This is a genomic window from Pararhizobium gei (genome assembly GCF_029223885.1).
Classification (GTDB): domain Bacteria; phylum Pseudomonadota; class Alphaproteobacteria; order Rhizobiales; family Rhizobiaceae; genus Pararhizobium; species Pararhizobium gei.
In genome coordinates this window covers 780,738-803,428 of the sequence record NZ_CP119409.1, presented here as the reverse complement: position 1 = coordinate 803,428, position 22,691 = coordinate 780,738, and the positions used below count along the sequence as shown (strand labels likewise).

The window sequence follows — 22,691 nt, the reverse complement described above, 5'->3', positions numbered from 1 at the left end:
GTTTCAGCGGAGGGAACGATACTCAGGCGAAGGCCTGTCGTCGTTCCATGGTCAGCTGTTCGGCGGCGCGTTCAAGCCGTGCCAATCCCTCCCGCGCCTCCTGCGCCGTCGTTACGAGCGGCGGAAGCAGGCGGATCACGTTTTCACCGGCCGGCACCGCCAGCAAATGTTGAGCGCGGATCGCCTTCAGGAGATCGGCAGACGGTATCTTCGCCTTGATGCCGAGCATAAGTCCTTCGCCGCGAATTTCCTCTATGATGTCGGGAAAGCGATCGGCAAGCGAGGCAAGGCCCTGGCGGAGGACCAGCGTTACGTCGCGGACATGCGTGAGGAAATCATCGGCAAGAACGATGTCAAGAACAGCATTGCCGACCGCCATGGCGAGCGGATTGCCGCCGTATGTAGAGCCATGCGTTCCGGCGACCATGCCGGATGCGGCCTCTGCGGTCGCAAGGCAGGCTCCGAGCGGAAAGCCTCCGCCAATCCCCTTGGCTACGGCCATGATGTCGGGAGTAATGCCGGCGCTTTCATGGGCAAACAGCTTGCCCGTGCGGCCAATGCCGCACTGAACCTCGTCCAAAATCAGCAACAGGCCGTATTCGTCACAGAGAGACCGCAGTTCCTGCATGAATTCCTTTGGCACGACGCGGATACCGCCCTCCCCCTGAATCGGCTCGATCAGGATGGCCGCCGTTTCTTCGGTGATCGCATCCTTCAGGGCAGACATGTCTCCGAAAGGCACCTGATAGAAGCCGGGCGCCTTGGGACCGAAGCCTTCGAGGTATTTTTCCTGACCGCCGGCAGCGATGGTCGCAAGCGTCCTTCCGTGGAAGGCGCCTTCGAAGGTAATGATATGAAACTTTTCCGGGTGCCCTTTCGAGAAGTGGTACCGCCGCGCCGTCTTGATGGCGCATTCCAGCGCCTCTGCACCGGAATTGGTGAAGAAGACCTTATCCGCGAAGGTCGCTTCCGTCAGCCGGCGGCTGAGGCTCTCCTGCCCCGGTATCTCGTAAAGATTGGACAGGTGCCAGACCTTGTCGGCCTGATCCTTCAATGCCGAAACGAGATGCGGATGCGCATGGCCGAGTGAATTGACCGCGACGCCGGCTGCAAAATCGAGATAGCGGGTACCGTCTTCCGCAATCAGCCAGACGCCTTCACCGCGTTCGAACCGCAAGGGTGCACGGGCATATGTGTCATAGAGCGGCGTGGCTTGGGCCATGGCGCAGGTCTCCTCAATCATCGCGGTGATTGCTTAGCGTTGGCGAAGGGGCCGTCGCCGGCCCTCAGGAAATCAAAATGCCGCCTTTCGGCGGCGGCGCCACTATCTTCATTCCGCAATGCAATGTCAACAAATGCAAGCTTTTCGGACGCGAGGACGGCCGTGCGGTTACAGGTTTTTTTCCAAACTTGGTGCTTGCAAAAAGGCCACGCATATCAAGCAAGTTGGGGAAAACCTGAAAATCGATTCGGTCGGATTCGCGGGACTCTTGTCAGGGAGTCCCACGGGCTCTACCTTAATATTTAATTACTAGAACGCATGCGGCGGACCTAGTCACCAAAAGTGTTATCGCGTTTCAGCTTCGGAGTCTGTCCGGAGCTCGGTGGAGGATTCGGCCATCACCAACGCTGTGAATGGAGAGATGACCATGAACTGGACTGACGAGCGGGTCGAAAGACTGAAGAAGTTATGGTCTGAAGGATTGAGCGCAAGCCAGATCGCTGCACAGCTCGGCGGCGTCAGTCGCAATGCGGTGATCGGCAAAGTGCACCGCCTATGCCTGCCCGGCCGCGCAAAGGCAGGCGGCAGCACAACGACCGCCACACGCACTAAGCGCCCGGCGCCAGTCATCGCTCCCCGTCCCCAGGCATACACCACCTCAACGCGTCCAGCCGCCCGACCGATGACACGTCAGGAAGACGCCGCCGTCATGGCGCAGGACGCCGAAATCGAAACTGTCGAACAGTATAAGGAAGCTCCGGCGGGCAATGTCGTGCTTCCCATGTCGCGCCGCCTGGTCCTGACGCAGTTGACCGATCGAACCTGCAAATGGCCGATCGGCGATCCGATGAAGGACGAGTTTCATTTTTGCGGCAACGATTCCCCGGACACGTCGCCCTACTGCACCTTCCATGCCAAGCTCGCCTATCAGCCATCGGCGGAACGTCGCCGGACACGGTGAAAAGAACAATTTGAGCCGATATCAGTCCTGCCGATGACCTCTGCAGGACTTTTTCGTTTCTGGTTGCCTCAGGCACAGTTTGAAAACTATGGTATCGCGGGAATGATCTGTAGAAAGGCTGCGTCAGCCGGAGACCCAAGATGCCGTCCACCGAACTGTTGCTCACCTTTTTCGTCACGACGGCGATCTTCGCGTATATTCCCGGTCCGGCAATGTTGTATGCGGCGGCCCAAACCATGGCGCATGGCCGCCGTGGCGGGATGCTGGCGTCGCTCGGCATCCACTTGGGCTGCTATGTTCATGTGGTGGCGGCTGCCACAGGGCTGTCGGTGCTGTTTCATGCCGTCCCCATGCTTTACATGGTGGTCAAACTGGCCGGCGCCGCTTACCTGATCTGGCTCGGTATCTCGTTGTTCAGGAGAAAAACCGAGGGGGAAACGGCGCTGCCCGCGATAGGGCCTAAGTCCGGACGCCGCGCTTTCATCGAGAGCATAACGGTCGAAGTCCTCAACCCGAAGACCGCGATATTTTTCGTCGCTTTCCTGCCGCAGTTCGTGGATGCATCCGCGACGCTGCCGGCCTGGGCGCAATTCCTCGTTCTGGGGACGATCGTCAACCTGATGTTTTCATCGGCAGACATCGTCTGCGTGCTTATGGCCGGCGCCCTGACACGCCGTCTTCGCAGATCGAACGGGGTGCAGCGGCTTGTACAAAAGCTTGGCGGCGGCATTCTTGTCGGTCTCGGTGCCCATCTCGCGCTTCAGCGAGGCTGACACGTGCGGACCGCGGTGACCATTTGCGATCAGCTTTCCAGGGAATAGCCTGCGCCGCGCACCGTTCGGATGACATCCTGCATGTTGGAGAAATTCAGCGCCTTTCGCAGACGTCCGACATGGACATCCACGGTGCGCTCGTCGACATAGATATCGTGTCCCCAGACGCCGTCCAGCAACTGGGATCGCGAAAAGACCCGGCCAGGAGAGGACATGAGGAACTCGAGCAGGCGAAACTCCGTCGGTCCCAGCCGGACTTCGCGGGTCTTGCGGTGGACGCGATGGGTTTCGCGGTCGAGCTCGATGTCGCCGCATTTCAGCAGCGTCGAGAGAACCTCGGGCTTGGCCCGGCGGAGCATCGCCTTGACGCGGGCCATGAGTTCCGGCGTCGAAAACGGCTTGACCACATAATCGTCGGCACCTGTCGCCAGGCCCCGGACCCGCTCGCTTTCTTCTCCGCGCGCGGTCAACATGATGATCGGCAGACGCTCGGTTTCGGAACGCTGTCGCAATCTGCGGCACAATTCTATGCCGGACACGCCCGGAAGCATCCAGTCCAGGATGAGAAGATCCGGCAAGCGCTCCTGCAGGCGGATTTCGGCTTCGTCGCCTCGATTGATGGTATCAACCTCGAAGCCTTCGGCCTCAAGATTGTATCGCAGGAGAACGCTCAACGCTTCTTCGTCTTCGACAACGGCAATTCTCGGCAGCATGGGGTCTCAACTCCTTGACGCCCGGCGCTCACAGCAGGGCTGTCACGCGGACGGCTCCTGGCCGTCCGCGCCGCATAAGTAGGAACTTACTTACATTTTAACCGGCGCTCGATCAGTTGCCGATTGCGCCGACCGTATTGGCGGTATCGTCCTTTGGACGCTCGCCAACCGGTTGCGCACCGGTCGCCATGTAAAAGATTGTCTCGGCGATGTTGGTCGCATGGTCGCCGATGCGTTCGATGTTCTTTGCGCAAAACAGCAAATGCGTGCACGGCGTGATGTTGCGCGGGTCTTCCATCATATAGGTAAGCAATTCACGGAACAGGGATGTGTAGATCGCATCGATCTCGTTGTCCCGTTCGCGAATGCCGTTGGCCTTTTCCGGAGAGCGCGACGCATAGACGTCGAGCACTTCCTTGAGCTGCATCAGCGCAAGTTCGGCAAGATGCTCGAGCCCGCGTGAAAGCTGGCGCGGCAGGCTTGCATTTGCTACGGCAATGACGCGCTTGGCGTTGTTCTTTCCCAGATCGCCGACACGCTCGAGATCGGCCGCGATCCGGATGGATCCCATGATTTCCCTGAGGTCGGCTGCCATCGGCTGGCGCTTGGCGATGGTGACGATTGCCTTGTCGCCGATCTGCCGCTCGGCCTCATCGAGAATGACATCATCCGAGATGACTTTCTGAGCCAGCGAAAGATCGGCATTCACCAATGCGCGAACCGATTCGGCGACCATCTGCTCGGCAAGCCCGCCCATTTCGGAAATGCGGCGCGTAAGGTATTTCAGGTCGTCGTCATAGACGGAAACAATATGCGTAGACATGGTTGGTGTTCCTTGCGTTCACAATCCAGATGAGGTGCGGGGCTCAGGCATCAGCCGAAGCGGCCCATGATGTAATCCTGGGTGCGCTGGTCATCCGGATTGGTGAACATCTTGTCGGTATCATTTTCTTCGACGAGGTTGCCCAGATGGAACATGGCGGTCCGCTGGGAAACGCGCGCAGCCTGCTGCATCGAGTGGGTGACGATGACGATCGTGTAGTTGGCCCGCAGTTCGTGGATCAGTTCCTCGACCTTGGCGGTCGCGATCGGATCGAGCGCGGAGCATGGCTCATCCATCAGGATGACCTCCGGGCTGACGGCAACGGCGCGCGCGATGCACAGGCGCTGCTGCTGACCACCGGACAGACCGGTGCCGGATTCATGCAGGCGATCCTTGACCTCGTTCCAGAGACCGGCCTTCTGAAGGCTGCTTTCGACGATCTGGTCGAATTCGGCTTTGGTGCGGGCGAGACCGTGGATCTTCGGACCATAGGTGACGTTTTCGTAGATCGATTTCGGGAACGGGTTCGGCTTCTGGAAGACCATCCCGACGCGGGCGCGCAATTCGACAACGTCGATGGTCTGATCGTAAATATCGCCGTCATCGAGCATGATCTTGCCGGTGACCCGGCAGCTGTCGATCGTGTCATTCATCCGGTTCAAGCAACGCAGGAAGGTCGACTTGCCGCAACCGGACGGGCCGATCAGGGCGGTGACGGTGTTTTCGCGGACGTTGAGGTTCACATCGAACAGCGCACGCTTTTCGCCGTAATAGACCGAAACGTCCTTCCCGGTCATTTTGTAGGGAACGTTACTCATCTTCTGGTCCAGCGCCTTTTCAACTGCTGCTTCTGACATCATGTTCATGTTTCTACCTCACTACCAGCGACGCTCAAAGCGACGCCGCAACAGGATTGCTCCAAGGTTCATGACGACGAGGAAGATCAGGAGAACCATGATCGCACCCGAGGTCCGTTCGACAAATGCACGTTCGGCTTCGTTCGCCCACATATAGATCTGCACCGGCAGCGCGGTGGACGGCTCCATCGGAGAGCCTGGATAATCGACTACGAAGGCGACCATGCCGATCAGGAGCAGCGGCGCGGTTTCGCCGAGCGCATGCGCCAGACCGATGATCGTGCCGGTGAGCACGCCGGGCATGGCGAGCGGCAGGACGTGATGGAAGATGGTCTGCATCTTCGAGGCGCCAAGCCCGAGAGCCGCTGCCCGGATCGACGGTGGCACTGCCTTCAGCGCAGCGCGGGTTGCAATGATGATCGTCGGAAGCGTCATCAGTGTCAGCACCAGGCCGCCGACAAGAGCCGCCGAGCGCGGCATGCCGGCGAAGTTGATGAAGATCGACAGACCGAGAAGACCATAGACGATCGACGGCACGGCGGCGAGGTTGTTGATATTGACCTCGATCAGATCCGTCAGGCGGTTCTTCGGCGCAAACTCTTCCAGATAAATGGAGGCCGCGACGCCGATCGGCAGGGCAAGCGCCAGAACGATCAGCATCATGTAGAGCGAACCAAGCGCGGCGACGCCAATACCCGCAGCCTCAGGCCGGCTGGATGCGCCATAGGTGAACAGGCCTGTGTTGAACTGCTTGGCCATGGCGCCCGTTTCGGTGAGCGTCTTCATCCAGGCGATCTGCTGGTCTTTCACCTTGCGGTTGGCTTCGGCAACCGTCAGATCGATCTGGCCTTTGTTGGCGCTGTCGATATTGCCTTCCGCGAGCAGCGACACATCGACCGTCGTGCCGATCACGGCCGGATTTGCGACGACGATGTCGCGCAACTGGGTGCGGGCACTCGCCGAAACCATGTCGGTCGCCTGCTTGACCAGCGCACGATTGCTCGGATCGATGTTCAATGCCTTCACGAGCGCATCGCGCACCAGGAGCGGATAGTTAGCCGTCATCAGCTTGGCGGGGTTTGCGCCACGCTCATTCTTCGGATCGATGATCTGCTCGGAAAACTCTATCGGCAACGTGATCGAGGTTTGCAGAAAGGCGGTATAGCCCTTGGAGACGACGGTCCAGAGAAGCAGGAAGAGGAAGAACAGGCCGATCAGGATGGCTGCGACGCCGTATGCCCTGAACCGGCGTTCTGACGCGTAACGCCGTTTGATGCCGATGTCTCGTCTTGCCTGTATTGGGCGCGTAAATGTGGACTGTACGGGGGATGTGATGTCGGTCATTCGTACTGTTCCCGATATTTGCGCACGATGTAGAGTGCATAGATGTTGAGGCAGAGCGTGATGGCGAACAGGGTGATGCCGAGCGCGAAAGCCACCAGCGTCTGGGGCGAGTTAAACTCGAGGTCGCCCGTCAGCTGGTTGACGATCTTTACGGTCACCGTCGTCATCGCCTCGAAAGGATTAAGCTGCATGCGCGCGGCAACGCCGGCGGCGAGCACCACGATCATGGTTTCACCGACGGCACGCGAGGCCGTCAGGAGAAGCGCGCCGACGATGCCGGGAAGAGCGGCCGGCAGAATAACGCGCTTGATGGTTTCGGACCGTGTCGCACCAAGGCCGAGCGAACCATCGCGCAGCGAGCCGGGCACCTGCGTGATGATATCATCGGACAGCGACGACACGAATGGGATGAGCATGATGCCCATCACAAGGCCCGCAGTGAGAACGCTCTGGGCCTGAATGAAGTTGACGTAGTTGCCAGTGACGAGCCCGTTGAGCTGGGCCGATATATCGCGCAGGAAGGGGCCGACCGTAACCAGAGCGAAAAAGCCGTAGACGATGGTCGGGATACCCGCCAGAATTTCGAGCAGCGGCTTGGCAATGCCGCGGACCGCTGGCCTGGCATATTCCGCCATGTAGATGGCAGCGAACAAACCAATCGGCACGGCAAAGAGCATGGCGACGAAGGCGATGTACAGCGTGCCGGCCAGAAGCGGCAGCAGACCGAACTGGCCTTCCGTTGCAGCCGCGCCGGCAGCTGCGAACCGCGGGTCCCAGACCGTACCGAAAAAGAAGCTGGACGGGGAGACCGAATTGAAGAAGCGCAGGGCCTCCGACAGCATCGAGCCTACGATGCCAACCGTCGTCAGGATGGCGATTGAGGAAGCAATCAGCAGCGCACCCAGCATGACACGCTCCACGCGGTTTCGCGCCCTGAAAGGGGCTGCGATACCGCGCATTGCGAAGAAAGCGCCGGCGATCGCGATCAGCAGCGTCACCGCGCTCATCGCCCAGCGACTGCCGTCTTTAAGCGCATTGTATTTTTGCGCGGCTTCAATCATGTAGCCCGCGCCGTCGCCGGCGAGCGGAACACCTTTTGCCGCCAAGGCTTCACGCAGGTTTCCCCCGCTGGTGACGGCAGCAAGCTCATCGGCGCTCAACAGCCTCAAACCGTTGGCAACCGACATGACCTGGCCAAGCATCAGTTCCGTGGTCGCGCCGCCTTGGCTGCGGACATCGTCGGGAAGCGAAGCACGGACTGAGCTCTCAACGACAAATGGGCTGATGATGAGCCAGGCGGCCAGCACGACGGCGGCGGGAAGAATGGCCCAGATGGCGACGTAGACGCCATGGTAGCCAGGAAGGGAATGCAAAACAGAGAGCTTGCCATTCGCGCTGGCCATGGCGCGCGCCCGGCCGGCGAAATAGGCCCCCAGGCCAACAAGCACGATAATCAATAGAATAAGGGAAGTGTTCATCGATATGTCCCCCAGCCTCTCTAACGCGTGGTCTTGCCAATCGTTGAAAGCCGGCAAATCCGAACTCGTGAGTCCGGCACGGCAAATCTGCCGTGCCGGGTATCGCTCAGTTGATTAGAGCATCTTGCCGTCGGTGAAAGCCTTGCGGTCAGCTTCGCGCTCGGCATCCGGAGCGGAGACGAGACCATAGGCTGCCAGCGGGCCGTCAGGGCCGACCATCTGGTCGTCAAGGAAGAATTCTACATATTCCTTGAGGCCGGGGATAACGCCGAGATGCGCCTTCTTGACATAGAAGAACAGCGGGCGCGAAACCGGATATTCACCGGAAGCGATCGTTTCAGTCGAAGGAACGATACCGTTGACGGTTGCAACCTTCAGCTTGTCGGCGTTGTTTTCAAAAAACGCCAGGCCAAACACGCCGATGCCGTTCTTGTTGGAACCGATGCGGGCGAGCGTCTCGGTGTAGTCACCGTCGATATCAACAGCCAGGCCATCCTTGCGAACAGCGACGCATTTCTTGGCAGCTTCCTTTTCGTCTGCAACGAGACCCTTGATAGCGTCAGTTGCACCGGCATCCTTGCAGCCATGCGCCATGATCTTCTCTTCGAAGACTTCGCGCGTGCCATGCTTTTCGCCCGGGATATAGGCGGCGATTTCGACGTCCGGCAGGTCCTTGTTGATTTCCGACCACTTCTTGTAGGGGTTGGCAACGAGCTTGCCGTCGACAACGACTTCAGCGGCGAGAGCGAGGTAGAGGTCCTTGGGAACCAGCTTCAGGTCGGCATTGCCGCTGTCGGTTGCGAACACGATGCCGTCATAGCCGATCTTGACTTCCAGAACTTCCGTGACGCCGGCTGCCTTGCAGGTTTCGAGCTCGCTGTCCTTGATCTTGCGCGATGCATTCGCGATGTCGATCGTGTCAGGGCCAACACCCTTGCAGAATTCCTTCAGGCCGGCGCCGGTGCCGCCGGATTCGACGATTGGCGTCTTGAAGTCGGGAAAGGTTTCGCCGAATGTTTCGGCAACGATCTTTGCGTAAGGCAGGACTGTCGAAGAGCCGGCAACCTGGATCTGGTCGCGTGCGGCGGCCGCGCCTGCGAATGCGACGGATGCAACCAAGGCTGCAACAGTGAGTTTCAACGATTTCATCAGAATTCTCCCAGAATGGGCTTGTGTGGGTGCGCTTTTCACCAGCGCTCGCTTTCGCCGTTTTCGATCGGCAGCCCTTGTTAGCTGCTGATGCCCCCATCTTTTATGTCAGTTTCGTAAAACAAATGTGACAGCTTATCCATTTGAAAAACAACGATAAATTTTGCCCTGTTAATTTTCGTCGGAATTCACGTCAAAATCTCACGGTAAAGACGGTGCCTTTGCCGACCTCGGACTGAACGAGCAAACGCGCACGATGCCGGGTCAGGATATGCTTGACAATGGCAAGCCCCAGCCCCGTGCCTTTTTTGGACCGGCTTGCTTCCACGTTAACCCTATAGAAACGTTCGGTAATGCGGGGCACATGCTCGGCAGGGATGCCAGGGCCGTAATCGCGTATGGCCACCTCGGTCACGCTGCCGCTGCTGGAAAGCACGACCTCGACCTTTTTTCCTTCCTGGCCATATTTGCAGGCATTTTCGATCAGATTCTCGAAAACTTCCGTCAGTTCATCGCGGTCGCCTTGAACGATGACCGGCACGTCAGGGAGGATAAGAGAAATCTCGACGCCCACATCCTCGGCAAGGGGCATGAGGGAATCCCGGACGTGGCCGAGCAACGGCGCAAGATCGATCGCTTCATCCGGCGCGATATGGGATTTGAGTTCCAGTCGCGACAAGGACAGAAGATCATCGATCAGGCGGCTCATCCGCGTTGCCTGTTCGTGCATGATGGCGAGAAATCTTTCATGCGCCTTCATATCGTTCCGCGCCGGGCCTTGCAGGGTTTCGATGAAGCCGCGCAGCGAGGCCAGTGGCGTTCTCAATTCATGGCTGGCATTCGCAACGAAATCGGACCGCATCCGGTCTATCCGCCTTGCCTGGGAGATGTCCCGGTAGGACACGATGTAAAGCCGCCTCATCTCCGGAACGGCGATCTCGGCTGGCGATACCCGCACGATATAGACCGCCTCCGAGGGAAAGCGTTCGGAATGCTCTATCTGATTGGCTTTGCCCGTTGCGATCGCCTCGCGTACCATATCGAGAATGCTGGGCGATCTTACGCGGGCAGAGAGATCCGTATTGGGTGGAATCGTGCCAAAGGCCTTTTCGGCAGCCTGGTTTTGCAACACGACGGTTTCATCCGGCGCGATCACCATTATGGGCGTGTCGAGCGCATTGAAAGCGGCAGCGAGTGTGCTGAAGTCTACCTCCTTCACCACGGCGGGCAGTTCGGCAACGGGAGGCGGGGCCGGATGAACCGAGCGGTTGAACAGCGCCGCCATCCACACCAGCCAGAACAACAGCACGGCGAGCGCATGCAATCCAGACAGGACGAGCGCCACAGCGGCGGCCATGGAAAGGAAGACGAGCCATTTTTCTACCTTTGCCCTGGCCCAAAGCTGTCCCCAGACTGTTTCTGATTCGTTCAAAATACTCTCTCTCGCCGATGGCAATCAGCGGTCATAGCGCAGCATCATGACAATGATTTTCACGCAATCCTTGAATTCGCAATTCATTTGTGGCCTCTTTCCATGAATTCGCCATGCCACAGACTAGGGGATTCATCCGCGATGACCGCAATCGAAAAAAGCCCGCCGGTTGAACTCGTCGTGAAAGGCGAGCAGCGGATTTTCGACATCGACAATCCCGAACTTCCCGAGTGGATCGATGGACGCGCCCTGTCCTCAGGCGGATTTCCCTATGAGAAGAAATTCAGCGACGGCGACTACGATTCCTTGCTCGAGAAACTGCAGATCGAACTCGTCAAGGTTCAGTTCTGGCTGCAGGCGAGCGGTCAAAGGGTGATGATCCTCTTCGAGGGGCGCGATGCCGCCGGCAAGGGTGGCGCGATCAACGCGACGCGCTCCTATATGAACCCGCGTTCCGCCCGCGTCGTCGCCCTGACGAAACCGACCGAAACAGAACAGGGGCAGTGGTATTACCAGCGCTACGTCACGCATTTCCCGACGGCCGGAGAGTTCGTGATGTTCGACCGCTCCTGGTATAACCGGGCGGGCGTCGAGCCTGTCATGGGCTTCTGCACCCCGGAGCAATCCGAGCAATTTCTCAAGCAGACACCGCGTTTCGAGAAGCTTATTACTGGAGACGGTATCCATTTTTTCAAGTTCTGGCTGGATATCGGCCGCGAAATGCAGCTGAAGCGCTTCCATGACCGCCGGCACGACCCGTTGAAAATCTGGAAGCTTTCACCGATGGACATTGCGGCGCTTGGCAAGTGGGATGACTATACCAAGGCGCGCGACCGGATGCTGAAGGAAACCCACAGCAGCCACGCGCCCTGGACAGTGGTGCGGGCAAACGACAAGCGGCGTGCGCGGCTCGACATCATCCGCCATCTGCTGACATCGCTGGATTATGACGGCAAGGACAAGTCCGCAATAGGGGAGATGGATGGAAAGATTGTCGGCTTCGGGCCAGACTTCCTTAAATAAGCTGGCCTCCGTCGCTTTCGCAACCCTGCGTCATTGTCCCGGCAGGATGCGCAGGGCAAAAAGATCCAGGCTGTTTGCGGCGCCCGTGACATCGCTGTTGATCAGGATATAGCCTGGGCCGCTGGGCGCCAGGCTACGATCGAACGTAACCTTGAACAGCATGTCGCTCTTTTCTTCATTCACCGTAAAGCGATGGCGTCCGCACTCGCCGAGCGAGGCAAAATCGCATTCCACGGAAAACTGCGTCTGCTTACCGGCGTCCGAACGCACGCTGAGCGCTACCGTCGATGTCTTGCCGGAAATCTGCGCCAGCACGGACGCAGGAACCGTGACCTTGATATTGCCTTCCGCATCGGCGGTAGCCGAGGTTACGTGGAGGTGCTGACCGCCATCGTCGCTGACATTGTCGGCGGTAACGCGACTGCCATTGACGATCCCGGCCGTGTCGGCCGGCGTGAACACCTCCACCCAATCCCCGGAAAAGCCGGATTGCGTGCCCAGCGTGCGAAGGCCGGCGCTGCCGTCGAAATCCTCTGACTGCACGGTGGACGGCGGGTTGGCGACGCTTGTATCGCGCTGGGAATCGGACTTCAGGAGACCGCTCGTCTGCACCCACCAGGCTGCCGTTCCGATGGCTGCGACCAGCGTAGTGGCAACCATGACAAAGGACAAGAAGCGGCCGCGCCGCGACCGGCGAGGTTTTGGCTGTACAACCGTGGCCTTTTTCGCCCGGTCTCGCCGTGCCGGGGCGGCTTCGGGCAGCGGTATCCGCGCCTGCGCGTTGTCACGACGATCCGGACGCAAACCATCGAGCCCGTCGCCGGCAAACGATCCCTCGTCCAACCGCGCTTCGCGTGGCGGTACGACATCGGCAGCGTCATCCAATTCGACCGATGGAGCCGGCGTCGTTTCATGCCTGAGGCCAGCCATCCTGTCCGGCGCCTCCACCGTAGCGACAGCCTTCAATGCCGTCCGCTCCTCGATCTCGATACCGTGGATAATCGTCTCGAGACGATGACGCTGTTGTGCGATGAGTTCCGGATCATGAACATCCTGCTTGCGCAAACCGGCTTCAAGCGCGTTGCGCGCTGACTGATAAATCCGCGCGCGGTTCTCGGAGCTTGTCCTGTCCGAGCGCTCCAGCGCCTGTCTGATGGCCGTTTCCAGTCCGCTCACTATCCGTCCTTCTCGATGCAGGGGCCATCCGCTTGGCCGCCACGCGATCCCCTCGCCGCCGGCGGGCCGGCATGCTTTGAACATGTTGAAAATTGGGTAATGGCTGCGCCAACGATCCGCAAGCCTCTGCGGCGCAAAGCGGCGTTCCCAGCCTTTGAAAACTTGCGCCATGTTGCAAGATGACAGCGCCCTGCCCCACGACGGTCTTTGCAACGGCGGAAAGCACTGCTAACATTCTTACGTTTACGAAAACGTCAAAAGTATTTTTTGGGAGAGAACCTTGTCCTTGCCAGCCATTCTCCGCGGCACGACGCGCATACCCGTCGTTGCTGCACCTTTGTTTATCATTTCTCACCCCGCCCTGACGCTGGCACAGTGCAAGGCAGGCGTCGTCGGATCGTTTCCAGCCCTCAATGCCCGCCCGGAAGCACAGCTTGACGAATGGCTGGCGCAGATCACGCAAGAGCTCGCGGCGCACAATGCCAGCCATCCCGACAGGCCCGCGGCGCCCTTCGCCGTCAACCAGATCGTGCACAAGTCCAACACGCGGCTCGAGCACGACTTGATGCTCTGCGTCAAATACAAAGTGCCGATCGTCATTTCCTCGCTCGGCGCCGTGCCGGAGGTCAATGCGGCGATCCATTCCTACGGGGGAATCGTGTTGCACGACGTCATCAACAACCGCCATGCCAGTTCGGCCATCCGCAAGGGAGCAGATGGATTGATCGCCGTTGCCGCCGGCGCCGGCGGCCATGCCGGGACATTGTCGCCCTTTGCACTTGTTCAGGAAGTCCGCAGTTGGTTCGACGGGCCTCTCCTGCTGTCCGGCGCGATTTCGACCGGCGGTGCTATACTTGCAGCCCAGGCGATGGGTGCCGACATGGCCTATATCGGCTCCTCTTTCATCGCCACTCATGAAGCGCGCGCCACCGACGTCTACAAGCAGATGATCGTGGACAGCAGCGCCGGCGACATCGTCTATTCCAATTTCTTCACAGGCATCCACGGCAATTATCTGAGACAATCCATTGCCGCCTCAGGCCTGAACCCGGATGACCTGCCGCAAGCAGACCCCTCCAAGATGGATTTTGAGACGGCTGCCACCGGCGCCAAGGCGTGGAAGGACATCTGGGGATGCGGTCAGGGAATCGGCGCCGTGACAGAGATTGCCCCCGTCGCCACCCTCGTTGACCGGCTCGCCCGCGAATATGAGGATGCCCGAAAAAGGCTGGCGCTTTGAAGCGTTGCTTTTTTCCATCGGTGGCTTGAAATCCCATCGGTTTACCGGTATCAGCGCCACATACACCTACCGGAACGTCACGGCGCACCGGCGGGCCGCTTTAGCTCAGGTGGTAGAGCACATCATTCGTAATTAGCGGGTCCGCTAGAGAATGATGTTCAAAGCCAACGGGTTGGAGCGTGAAGGAATAAAATAGTAGGGCGATAGTAGGTTGCCCTGCACTTGGTACGCCGCTTTAGCTCAGGTGGTAGAGCACATCATTCGTAATGATGGGGTCGCAGGTTCGAGTCCTGCAAGCGGCACCACTTCCCATCGGAGATCAGAACTCCTGTGCCGCTGGACCACTATATACCTCAAGTATATCTGCGTAATTTTTACTCCCCTGCCCTTGGGAAGAGGATGCATGCTATCAACAAATGGACTTTGGCTCAATTTGAATGCGATAGCTACAGCCAATGCCGCTTGAAGGATGGAAGCACGAACGAGCACCTTGAAGAGCCACGAGCTATAGAATTATTCCTCAAGGACATAGAGCCTAGATATAACAATACACTGAAATTAATTCGGAAAAGGGAAATAGATAGAGAAGCTGTTTACACTATCGCAGGTCTAATTTCCTATATTGAAGGTTGTTCGCCAGCAGGCGTACGCATAGCAAAAAGTATTGTTGAGAAATCGATTGAGGCGCTTGGCAGTCTTATTGCCGCAAAGAACATCAATCCAGAATCGCCACATTTAGCTCAACTTGACTTAACGGATGACGCCCTGCGTGTGATAAAGGCTCAAGTGGGCCATAAATATGCACACTCTTTCGGCATCACCAAGCTGATTGAGCGCCTACATCTGCTCGCAAACTCCCAATGGGATTTTATTTTCAGCAAACCATCCGATAGCACTTTCTTTACAAGTGATTTTCCTGTCGCAATTGAAGCTTCAGATGACGAGCCTCGCTTTAATGACCGCATTTTCCCCCTGGCACCGGATATCGCGGTTCGCATCAGAATCAATATTGACTACGATTATGACGGCATCAAAAATTTTAATTTTTTTAGATATAATTTCATGGAAGCCCAAAAGCAGGAAATTTATTCATTTAATAAATCAATCGTTATGTGCGCAGAAAACACTCTGTACTACAGAGATGACGACCCTTGGGTTTTACCTTTTGTGGATAAAAATCGCTTCTTCCGTATAGCGGCGATTCTTCAGCACATGCCTATAGGCGCGAGAGATTTCCTAACTACTAAAATCCAAGTCTGCGCCTACGCCCCAGATCTCTAACGCCGGCTGCCACGCCGATCGACTGCCTTCTGCACTCGACGCCAATAGGTCTGTTCCGCGCCATCGCTGCGATACCACGCACGCTCATACCGGGCGAAGGCCTCCTCCTCGGGGTCGGGATAGCTCGCAATAATTTCCTCGGCTACGCGGTCAATTTCATCCGCTTGGATTAATCTCGGCTTGATGGCGTCTTTCCAGACCATCCACAAGACCAAGCCGACGAAGATTAGCGCCTGACCGCCAAAGAAAACGGCCCAGAGCCAACGCAAAGCCACGAACAGAAAATCAGCTACGAACATCTAAGAACCAATAATCAACATTTGTGAAATTAAGATGTTATAGTTCTTATTTTCAAGAATCCATAGTTCCTATCTATGGAATTGACAAGCTGTATGACGTCCATCTTTCGGACGCATGGAACTCCAACATCTCTTCGGCGCAAACGTTCGCCACCACCGCAAAGCCAAGGGCTGGACGCTTGAGCGTCTGGCCGACGAGGTCGGCGTGACTCAGGAAACAATCGGGAAGATCGAACGAGGTAAGGCTGCGCCGCTTTTCGATACCGCCGAGAAAATCGCAGCGGCATTGGACGTGCCAGCTACAGCTCTTTTCGGAGCGAATGCTTTGCCTGGGACTGGCGAACGAGCACGGCTACTCGCCGAGATTCATCGAACTCTTTCGCGCATGAATGAAGACCAGTTGGACCGCGCATCTAAAATGCTGAAGGCCTTCGTAGGGTAGTTCGCGGGGATAAGCCGTGGAGCGAACCCGGCTGGGCAACCATAGCCACGTATAATGCCGCTCGACCGGCGCTCGGAACACGTCAGAGGCAGTTTAGGCGCTTTGCTGCCAACCACCCGCCAACACACAACCACCGCTTAGGGCTCCTTTTGCGGGCCGGTAAATCTGGCACGCTGGTTTTGAAAGGTTTGCGGGGTTTGGAGGCTCCGGCAGCGGGCATAATTGGTAACAGCAAAATGCTTCCGGCCGTCACCTGCCCTAAAAAACCCGGCAAACCCGTTCAAACCCGGCAACAGGCGGGACCCCTCGTCCCGCCTGCTTTCATTTCCCGGATGGTGGGTCAGAACGGCAACTCGCGTTCGCCCGCTTCCGATTTTGTTTCTTGTTCGACATTTACAACCCAATAGCGTTTCACGCCGGATGGGTCGTTTTCCGATCGGAGCATAAGTCCGCCTGCGATCTGATCAATCTTAGTCGATAGAAACTTGCCGATGCTTCTCGTATTGAAGACATTGTAGCGGGTCTTGGCCATGAGTTCGGTGACCACCTCCGCTGCGCCGACTCTGTCGCCCTTTTCGTGCATCACCGCTAATACCAACCGTCAGTGAGCATGACTCTGAAGGGGATTCCCAGCAGCCAACGAATCTGAATCTGTGATGCAAACTGGAGGTTTGTGATGGGTTCAGCGATTTCTTTGCGATCGGACTTCGACGGAGCCAGGTTGCGGCTTCTGGCTCGGCAGACACGCGATGCCGATCAGGCACGGCGGCTTCTGGCACTTGCATCGATCTATGATGGCGGCTCACGCGCCGATGCCGCCCGGCTTGGCAGTGTGACGGTTCAGATCGTGCGCGACTGGGTGGTGCGCTTCAATGAACGCGGTCCCGCCGGCCTTATCAACGGCAAGGCCCCGGGCAAACCTTCTCTCCTGAACGATGAACAGCGAACGGCTTTGGCGCAAGCCATAGAGCGCGGACCGACCCCGTATCTGGATGGAGTCGTTCGCTGGCGTCTGTGTGATCTGGCGCAATGGATTTGGGAAGAGTTCCGCATCTCGGTGAGCGAGGAGACCCTGGGCCGCGAAGTGCGTGCCATGGGCTATCGCAAGCTCTCGGCTCGCCCAAGACATCATGCGCAGGATGCCGAGGCGGCCGAGGCATTTAAAAAAACTTCCCCGCCGCTGTGGCAGAAATCGCCGCAGGTCCCGCCAAGGGCAAAGTAATCGAAATCTGGTTCCAGGACGAAGCCCGGATAGGCCAGAAGAACAAGATCACGCGTCGTTGGGCCAAGCGGGGCTCAAGGCCGTCCGCGCCGCACGACCAGCGAACCCGATCGGCCTATATCTTCGGTGCCATCTGTCCCAAGCACGGCAAGGCCGCCGCTCTCGTCATGCCGTGGTGCGACACCCATGCCATGAACCAGCACCTGATCGAGATATCCCGCAACGTCGCCGTTCATGCACACGCCGTCCTCATCATGGATCAGGCCGGATGGCACATGTCCAACAATCTCGTCGTTCCAGAAAACATCACCATCCTGCCACTGCCGCCCAAATCGCCCGAGTTGAACCCGGTCGAAAACATCTGGCAGTTCATGAGGGACAACTGGCTCTCAAACCGAGTCTTCAAATCCTACGAGGATATCGTCGACCACTGCTGCTACGCTTGGAGAACCCTCCAGCAACGACCATGGAAGATCATGTCAATCGGCCGACGCAAATGGGCGCAAGGGTTCTAATCAGTGACGGTTGGTATAAATCGGATAGCGTAAGCCTTTCGCCAACAAATGCCTTCCACCATAAGCGCAACAGGTCGATCAATTCACCTTTGCGAGGGTCGTCGTCGAAAATCTGCTGCCGAGTTTCTGTAGGATCAGGCATGCCAAGCCATACCAAGGCTTCCCGAACGACATTCCATTGCTCGAATGAGCCGATCTTATCGAGGGGCATCGGACGACCGGCAAAGATATACGCGCGCATGACCGTCAGACCAGCGACGACAAGCTTTGCTCGATCCGCATAGGCTTCGTCTCTCGGGTCGAAGTCGTATTGCAGTTGGTCCGGTCTCTCGACCTGCGCGTCCAGTCGGCATTTGAGCGTCCGTCGGGTCACGTCGCCCGCCACTTCCGGGTTATTGCCGGTCGCAACAACAAGATTCCGCGTCGGCAAGCGCAACATTTCCGACCTGCCCAATATGCGTGGCTGCACCCATTCCTGAGTCAACATGGAGCACAAGAAATCGCCTTCGATAGGACGGTCGCAATTGTCGATGACGATCACGGGGTCGCCAGCCATAAGCACGGACGAAAGACGCTTTTCCTGTTCTTCCGAGGTCTTGCCCTGCGACATCATCGCCGGCTTGTGGCCCATTGCGATAATGCCAAGCGTTTCACAGAAAAGAGACTTGCCGGTGCCCGCTGTTGGTGCTTCAATTATGAAGAGAGGCGCGGATGGAAACATTCTCCTCACGAGCGCCGTCAGGACGGCGGCCATGGCGACGCTTCTGTCTACCGGGCGAGCGAAGCAAAAATCTCGGAACGGCTTGAACAACAATTCCAGCGCTGCTTGCGCCTCTTCCTTGCTAGGGTTCTCGGGCACCACCTGATATTCGACCGTGCCTGGATCGTACAGGATCGCCGAGCGCGGATCATAGCCCGGCTCCTGCAAGATCGAACCGTCGGTCCTCAACGTCGGAATTTGCGTGACCGCTTGTAGAAACGGCACTTCCCATTCGCCAGCCCGCGCAAGATAAACATTCGCGGCATCCGGCGGCGGATCGGCAGCCACCTTCGCGCCTTTGGCGTTCACCTTGACCCAACTAGCCACGATGGCAAACCGTTCGCGAAGCCACGCAGTCGCAATCGGCTTCAGGATGAGCGCGCCATTGTCCCGCCGAATCCCATCTTCACTATTGCCATCCGGCAACTTCACCACTCGCACAAGAGAGTCGTAGCGCTGGTACACCGGAACACCGGCGTCGATAAGCGCCCGCTCCGCCCGGCTTACGGCGAACGGCAACTGACCCGGCAAGATGAGAATTTCCGGTTTCCCGTCCGCACCCGTTTCGTCCGCATGTTCGAGAAGATAGGCCTGCGCCGATGCGACCTGCCTTTTCGCATACGCGAGCGGTTTGGGTTGATCCAGAATATGGGCGCTTATCCCAAAAGCCGGATCGGTCAATATCGACAGCAGATGCCCCGGTTTCATACCATGCGAGAGCATTCGAATGGTGAACGCATGAACCAGTTCGGAGCGGCTTCGATAAACCTTGCCGGGCGGATCATCACCGGTCATGAGAACTTCGGCCCATTTCGGGTCGCTGGGGAAAATCTCGCTCATATCGTCCGGCAGAGGTTCGGGTTCACCAACCGCTTCGATATCATCCGCCAGCTTTTGCCCTGATGCGCCGAACCCTGGCTTCTGTCTCTTGATCCTGAAGTCGGCGACCTCATGAAGAACCGGAGGCTTTTTTGTATTGGCCGGCTCTATAAACAGTGACAGTGCCGGTTGTCTGCCTTTGGCGCGCTTGTTGTCGTTGAGCCAGTTCACGCCACCTGGAAGCCGCATGAGGTGGCTTACGTCGTGTGTGCCGACATCACCGTTCAATACGGCGATCAGGCTGGCGTTCAACTCTTCCGCCAAAGCCGTTTCGATGGGCTCGCGAAGCTTCCAGAAAGCTTGGTAGCCGCCTCCGGTAAAGCAAACAGCGGTCGGTGCTGGAACGCCTTTCGGCCTCACGTTCGGGTCCAAAACCAACGATATCGCTTGCTCCAGCTTTTCACTTTCCGTTCCGGAGAAGTCCTTGCTATCGATGTCCACCTGCAAAATATTCGTCACCGGGATATTTTCCTTGGCCCGATTGCCGGTCAAGAAAGGCGCACTGGCCAGAAAGTAGAGATTGCGCTTGGTATCCGGCGAATTCTCGTCTTCGACAAACCGCGCGAAGGCCTCGTAGTCATCCGCAACGAAGGTGCGGACGCCGAGGCGTCCTTGTCCTTCACTGACAATGGTTTCGACACGATGTGGCCCGCTTGGCGAAAGCCAATTGAGAAATTCCCAAGCTTGGCGCACATTGGGTTTCAATACGTTTTCGGAGGTGTTAGTCATTGCACAACACCTCCAGAACGCATTCGCGGGTGGCGAGCCAGTCGAGCACATCCGGGAGACGATAGCGGATCGCACCGATCTTGCTATTGGCATTCAGGCGGAGGAACTTGGGTCCTCCGCCGTATATTCTTCTCTTATTGAAAAATGAGGCGCTGAGCCCGGTGAGCGTTGCAACCTCTTTCGTGGTGAGAAGCTTTTCGGGATGAGCGAGCGGGCGCAACGGAGCGGTGCTGCTCGCGTGAACAGACGAAAATTGGGGATTCATTTGAACCTACCTCTGGTAGGCCCTGCCAAGGCCGGTTAGGTACCCGGCGATCGTCATCGTTCAAACGGCAAGGCAGGGAACAATCCCCTAAAGAGCGCCACCCGAAGGATCAAAACCAACGGAACCCGCCACGGACATATATATCCGTTGGATGCTGCCACCTCATCCGTAACAAACATCGCATATAACTCGCGCCCGTTCCACGGGTGGCGTACTCGCGTGCAACCTTTTACGCCCAATGGATTGATTGGAAGAGGTTTTATTTCGGGTGAGCGCCGGGAACATCCCAGTCAGCGAGTTCATCGAGGATTCGCCGAACGGCCCCGTCTTGCATCGCTTCGCGTGCTGGGTCGTATTCGACCGAGTGCCGCGTTGCCCGGCTACGGTATTCGCGGCAGAGCATGTTTGCGGTAGCGCGGACTTCCGCCGGGCATGTAATGCCGAGTATATCCCGCGCGGCCAATTGAGCCAAATACGGCACCGAGCGCGGGAGGGTGGTATGGATTCCGGAGCCGGCTGCGAGCGCCGACAGTTCGATGTTACAAATATCGCGCTGCCGCTGCTGCTCCATAAATAGGACCGCTTTTTCGATACGGGCGGCATGCGGGCGGGATAAACCGACAAGCGCGGTCATCGCCACATCCAGGCGTTTCATATTGGAGGCGTCGGCGGCGTCGGTGAGATGCGCATTGATGATAGCGAGTAGAACGCGCTCCAGCACCGTTTCAAAGTGGACCATGGTCGCCAGAGTGGAGTCACTACCTGACATCGACCAGCTCCAAAATCTGTTTGGCAACCTGCTCCACCGGCCCACGCAACCGCTCAGTGTTGACGACGATATAGCCGCCCGTGACGTCGCTGTTGGCGCGATGGTTCAGCAAACGCTTGAGCGCGTAGTAGGGAACGTCAAGGCTCTCGGCGATGGTTATGAATGTGCGCCGTAGGTCGTGCAGTGTGAAGCTGACGCCGGAACCGGCGCTGACACGAAGCAGGAATTTCTTGGTCTCCACGAGGTGACCGTCCTTACCTGGCCCAGGGAAGACCCAAGGGGAGTTGCCCGCCAAATCCTTGCGCGCGGTGAGCAGGTCCGTCAGGAATTTGGATAGGGGCAGGTTGAGGGGATCGCCATTTTTGGTCTTGGGCAGGTGAAGCGTCCGTGCATTCAGGTCCACATTGTCCCAGCGCAACGCCATCAATTCTCCCCGGCGCATGCCTGTAAACAGCGCCAGGAGCAGGAAATCACGGGAGTGTTCCGGCTCGGCCATGACCGCTTTCCACCATGACGGCAGGTCAAGCGCCGTCACAACAGTCTGCCGCCGTTGCTCGCGATGCCATGCCCGCGCCTGCGTCAAAATCTGCACCGGGTTTGGCGGGAACTCGTCATGTGTCGCGGCGGCAAAATTGTAGACCGAACGCAGATGCCGCATGACATTGTTGGCCGTGGTCTTGCCGATTTCGGCGGAAAGCTCCTGATGCCGTTTCAGCACCATCTGCCGGGTGATTTCGTTGATCGGTTTCTTGCGCCATGTATTGAGGTACAGCTTGGCGGTCCGCGTGTAGTTCAGCACTGTGTAGGCCGACAGGTGGGGCCGGGCGGCGAAGAAGCTGTCGAACGCATCCGCCAGCGTCAGCTTGCCCACCACCTCTTTGCGCCTCTCGGCATTCGGATCAAAACCGTCCGCCATTTCGGCAAGCAGAGCCATGGCTTTCTTGCGGGCAATTTCCGGCGCAAAGATATCCGCCCGGCCTATCGTCACACGGCGCGTCTGACGGTTCACCTGCCCTTCGGCGTAATAGACTTTGGATTGGGTGCCGACACGCAGGCCGAAACCGGTCAGCTGTGTATCACGGTAGAAAATTTGGCCGCTGTCCGGGTGGGGAATATCATCGATCGTGCGGCGGGTGAGACGTAAATTTGGCATTGAGACCTCCTGTTGGCCTCAACTCAAAGTAATGTGATATTTCTTAAATGACAAGCAATATCAGATAGTTATGACAATCAATCTTATGCTAGAAAAGAGGATGATACCCGGTCCAACGCCTGCGTACACGCGATGGGCAAACATGAGCAACGGCAGTGTCAGGATAACCCCCATGGAAAGGGTGAG

General features: G+C 57.8%; 21 protein-coding genes, 1 tRNA gene and 1 pseudogene. 8 read left to right on the top strand and 15 right to left on the bottom strand.

Annotated elements, in window-relative coordinates; all coding sequences use genetic code 11:
• Nucleotides 1–22: 22 nt before the first annotated feature.
• Nucleotides 23–1,222 carry an aspartate aminotransferase family protein gene (locus PY308_RS03765; protein ID WP_275788309.1) on the bottom strand — a complete coding sequence of 400 codons (1,200 nt, stop codon included), beginning with the start codon at nt 1,220–1,222 and terminating at the stop codon, nt 23–25.
• Between the two features lie 427 nt (nt 1,223–1,649).
• Between PY308_RS03765 and PY308_RS03760 the strand changes: the two genes are divergently transcribed.
• Together PY308_RS03760 and PY308_RS03755 are read left to right on the top strand one after the other, a co-directional pair.
• The gene (locus tag PY308_RS03760) at nt 1,650–2,183 is read left to right on the top strand and encodes a GcrA family cell cycle regulator (RefSeq protein ID WP_275788306.1); all 534 of its coding nucleotides are present in this window, start codon (nt 1,650–1,652) and stop codon (nt 2,181–2,183) included.
• A 140-nt stretch (nt 2,184–2,323) separates the two neighbouring features.
• Nucleotides 2,324–2,956, top strand: a complete 633-nt coding sequence (locus tag PY308_RS03755; RefSeq protein ID WP_275788304.1) for a LysE family translocator — start codon at nt 2,324–2,326, stop codon at nt 2,954–2,956.
• A 29-nt stretch (nt 2,957–2,985) separates the two neighbouring features.
• Here the strand turns inward: PY308_RS03755 and phoB are convergent, their stop codons facing one another.
• The 7 genes from phoB to phoR all read right to left on the bottom strand — a co-directional run bounded on the left by phoB (nt 2,986) and on the right by phoR (nt 10,755).
• The gene (phoB, locus tag PY308_RS03750; protein WP_275788301.1) at nt 2,986–3,669 is read right to left on the bottom strand and encodes a phosphate regulon transcriptional regulator PhoB; all 684 of its coding nucleotides are present in this window, start codon (nt 3,667–3,669) and stop codon (nt 2,986–2,988) included.
• Between the two features lie 112 nt (nt 3,670–3,781).
• A complete protein-coding gene (phoU, locus tag PY308_RS03745; protein WP_275788258.1) occupies nt 3,782–4,492 on the bottom strand; it encodes a phosphate signaling complex protein PhoU in 711 nt (236 codons plus the stop codon).
• A 50-nt stretch (nt 4,493–4,542) separates the two neighbouring features.
• Nucleotides 4,543–5,358, bottom strand: coding sequence for a phosphate ABC transporter ATP-binding protein PstB (pstB, locus tag PY308_RS03740; protein ID WP_275788256.1), 816 nt, complete (start codon nt 5,356–5,358; stop codon nt 4,543–4,545).
• A gap of 12 nt (nt 5,359–5,370) precedes the next feature.
• Nucleotides 5,371–6,693, bottom strand: a complete 1,323-nt coding sequence (gene pstA / locus PY308_RS03735; protein ID WP_275788254.1) for a phosphate ABC transporter permease PstA — start codon at nt 6,691–6,693, stop codon at nt 5,371–5,373.
• Nucleotides 6,690–8,171, bottom strand: coding sequence for a phosphate ABC transporter permease subunit PstC (gene pstC, locus PY308_RS03730; protein WP_275788251.1), 1,482 nt, complete (start codon nt 8,169–8,171; stop codon nt 6,690–6,692). Before pstC ends, pstA begins: the two co-directional genes overlap by 4 nt.
• Before the next feature lie 114 nt (nt 8,172–8,285).
• Nucleotides 8,286–9,320: a substrate-binding domain-containing protein gene (locus tag PY308_RS03725; RefSeq protein WP_275788247.1), complete on the bottom strand. Its 1,035-nt coding sequence runs from the start codon at nt 9,318–9,320 to the stop codon at nt 8,286–8,288.
• 193 nt (nt 9,321–9,513) lie between these two features.
• The gene (phoR, locus tag PY308_RS03720; protein WP_434064237.1) at nt 9,514–10,755 is read right to left on the bottom strand and encodes a phosphate regulon sensor histidine kinase PhoR; all 1,242 of its coding nucleotides are present in this window, start codon (nt 10,753–10,755) and stop codon (nt 9,514–9,516) included.
• A gap of 138 nt (nt 10,756–10,893) precedes the next feature.
• Between phoR and ppk2 the strand changes: the two genes are divergently transcribed.
• A complete protein-coding gene (gene ppk2, locus PY308_RS03715) occupies nt 10,894–11,775 on the top strand; it encodes a polyphosphate kinase 2 (RefSeq protein WP_275788241.1) in 882 nt (293 codons plus the stop codon).
• A gap of 30 nt (nt 11,776–11,805) precedes the next feature.
• Here ppk2 and PY308_RS03710 read toward each other — a convergent pair whose 3' ends face one another.
• Nucleotides 11,806–12,951 (bottom strand): biotin transporter BioY, encoded by a 1,146-nt coding sequence (locus tag PY308_RS03710; protein ID WP_275788238.1) that lies wholly within the window; start codon nt 12,949–12,951, stop codon nt 11,806–11,808.
• A 280-nt stretch (nt 12,952–13,231) separates the two neighbouring features.
• Between PY308_RS03710 and PY308_RS03705 the strand changes: the two genes are divergently transcribed.
• The 3 genes from PY308_RS03705 to PY308_RS03695 all read left to right on the top strand — a co-directional run bounded on the left by PY308_RS03705 (nt 13,232) and on the right by PY308_RS03695 (nt 15,472).
• On the top strand, nt 13,232–14,191 hold the full coding sequence (locus tag PY308_RS03705) for an NAD(P)H-dependent flavin oxidoreductase (RefSeq protein ID WP_275788236.1): 960 nt from the start codon (nt 13,232–13,234) through the stop codon (nt 14,189–14,191).
• A gap of 229 nt (nt 14,192–14,420) precedes the next feature.
• Nucleotides 14,421–14,496, top strand: a tRNA-Thr gene (locus PY308_RS03700).
• Between the two features lie 94 nt (nt 14,497–14,590).
• The gene (locus PY308_RS03695; RefSeq protein WP_275788233.1) at nt 14,591–15,472 is read left to right on the top strand and encodes a DUF4238 domain-containing protein; all 882 of its coding nucleotides are present in this window, start codon (nt 14,591–14,593) and stop codon (nt 15,470–15,472) included.
• Here PY308_RS03695 and PY308_RS03690 read toward each other — a convergent pair.
• A complete protein-coding gene (locus tag PY308_RS03690; RefSeq protein WP_275788230.1) occupies nt 15,469–15,771 on the bottom strand; it encodes a hypothetical protein in 303 nt (100 codons plus the stop codon). The genes PY308_RS03695 and PY308_RS03690 overlap by 4 nt on opposite strands.
• 115 nt (nt 15,772–15,886) lie before the next feature.
• Between PY308_RS03690 and PY308_RS23050 the strand changes: the two genes are divergently transcribed.
• On the top strand, nt 15,887–16,213 hold the full coding sequence (locus tag PY308_RS23050; protein ID WP_275788228.1) for a helix-turn-helix domain-containing protein: 327 nt from the start codon (nt 15,887–15,889) through the stop codon (nt 16,211–16,213).
• A gap of 340 nt (nt 16,214–16,553) precedes the next feature.
• Here PY308_RS23050 and PY308_RS03680 read toward each other — a convergent pair whose 3' ends face one another.
• Nucleotides 16,554–16,796: a hypothetical protein gene (locus PY308_RS03680; protein ID WP_275788225.1), complete on the bottom strand. Its 243-nt coding sequence runs from the start codon at nt 16,794–16,796 to the stop codon at nt 16,554–16,556.
• Nucleotides 16,797–16,889: 93 nt separating this feature from the next.
• On the opposite strand from PY308_RS03680, the gene PY308_RS03675 reads away from it, so the two are divergent.
• A protein-coding gene (locus tag PY308_RS03675) for an IS630 family transposase (RefSeq protein ID WP_275782665.1) occupies nt 16,890–17,950 on the top strand; the annotation gives its coding sequence in 2 pieces (ribosomal slippage) (nt 16,890–17,382 and nt 17,382–17,950; 1,062 coding nt in all).
• On the opposite strand, the gene PY308_RS03670 is transcribed toward PY308_RS03675, so the two are convergent.
• The 4 genes and pseudogenes from PY308_RS03670 to PY308_RS03655 form a co-directional block, all read right to left on the bottom strand.
• Complete coding sequence (locus PY308_RS03670) at nt 17,910–20,318, bottom strand: DNA-primase RepB domain-containing protein (RefSeq protein ID WP_275788222.1); 2,409 nt, start codon at nt 20,316–20,318, stop codon at nt 17,910–17,912. The two genes, PY308_RS03675 and PY308_RS03670, sit on opposite strands and share 41 nt — an antisense overlap.
• Before the next feature lie 524 nt (nt 20,319–20,842).
• Nucleotides 20,843–21,352 (bottom strand): hypothetical protein, encoded by a 510-nt coding sequence (locus PY308_RS03665; RefSeq protein ID WP_275788218.1) that lies wholly within the window; start codon nt 21,350–21,352, stop codon nt 20,843–20,845.
• Nucleotides 21,342–22,268: a tyrosine-type recombinase/integrase gene (locus PY308_RS03660; protein ID WP_275791006.1), complete on the bottom strand. Its 927-nt coding sequence runs from the start codon at nt 22,266–22,268 to the stop codon at nt 21,342–21,344. The genes PY308_RS03665 and PY308_RS03660 overlap by 11 nt, the downstream gene beginning before the upstream one ends.
• Before the next feature lie 18 nt (nt 22,269–22,286).
• Nucleotides 22,287–22,505: pseudogene (locus PY308_RS03655) on the bottom strand (hypothetical protein); the annotation flags it as partial.
• Nucleotides 22,506–22,691: the final 186 nt, after the last annotated feature.

Excerpts from the sequence above, each read along its gene's own strand:
- PY308_RS03765 (WP_275788309.1), bottom strand. The coding sequence starts at position 1,222 with ATGGCCCAAGCCACGCCGCTCTATGACACATATGCCCGTGCACCCTTG.
- PY308_RS03760 (WP_275788306.1), top strand. The coding sequence starts at position 1,650 with ATGAACTGGACTGACGAGCGGGTCGAAAGACTGAAGAAGTTATGGTCT.
- PY308_RS03755 (WP_275788304.1), top strand. The coding sequence starts at position 2,324 with ATGCCGTCCACCGAACTGTTGCTCACCTTTTTCGTCACGACGGCGATC.
- phoB (WP_275788301.1), bottom strand. The coding sequence starts at position 3,669 with ATGCTGCCGAGAATTGCCGTTGTCGAAGACGAAGAAGCGTTGAGCGTT.
- phoU (WP_275788258.1), bottom strand. The coding sequence starts at position 4,492 with ATGTCTACGCATATTGTTTCCGTCTATGACGACGACCTGAAATACCTT.
- pstB (WP_275788256.1), bottom strand. The coding sequence starts at position 5,358 with ATGAACATGATGTCAGAAGCAGCAGTTGAAAAGGCGCTGGACCAGAAG.
- pstA (WP_275788254.1), bottom strand. The coding sequence starts at position 6,693 with ATGACCGACATCACATCCCCCGTACAGTCCACATTTACGCGCCCAATA.
- pstC (WP_275788251.1), bottom strand. The coding sequence starts at position 8,171 with ATGAACACTTCCCTTATTCTATTGATTATCGTGCTTGTTGGCCTGGGG.
- PY308_RS03725 (WP_275788247.1), bottom strand. The coding sequence starts at position 9,320 with ATGAAATCGTTGAAACTCACTGTTGCAGCCTTGGTTGCATCCGTCGCA.
- ppk2 (WP_275788241.1), top strand. The coding sequence starts at position 10,894 with ATGACCGCAATCGAAAAAAGCCCGCCGGTTGAACTCGTCGTGAAAGGC.
- PY308_RS03695 (WP_275788233.1), top strand. The coding sequence starts at position 14,591 with ATGCATGCTATCAACAAATGGACTTTGGCTCAATTTGAATGCGATAGC.
- PY308_RS03690 (WP_275788230.1), bottom strand. The coding sequence starts at position 15,771 with ATGTTCGTAGCTGATTTTCTGTTCGTGGCTTTGCGTTGGCTCTGGGCC.
- PY308_RS23050 (WP_275788228.1), top strand. The coding sequence starts at position 15,887 with ATGGAACTCCAACATCTCTTCGGCGCAAACGTTCGCCACCACCGCAAA.
- PY308_RS03680 (WP_275788225.1), bottom strand. The coding sequence starts at position 16,796 with ATGCACGAAAAGGGCGACAGAGTCGGCGCAGCGGAGGTGGTCACCGAA.
- PY308_RS03670 (WP_275788222.1), bottom strand. The coding sequence starts at position 20,318 with ATGACTAACACCTCCGAAAACGTATTGAAACCCAATGTGCGCCAAGCT.
- PY308_RS03665 (WP_275788218.1), bottom strand. The coding sequence starts at position 21,352 with ATGTCAGGTAGTGACTCCACTCTGGCGACCATGGTCCACTTTGAAACG.
- PY308_RS03660 (WP_275791006.1), bottom strand. The coding sequence starts at position 22,268 with ATGGCGGACGGTTTTGATCCGAATGCCGAGAGGCGCAAAGAGGTGGTG.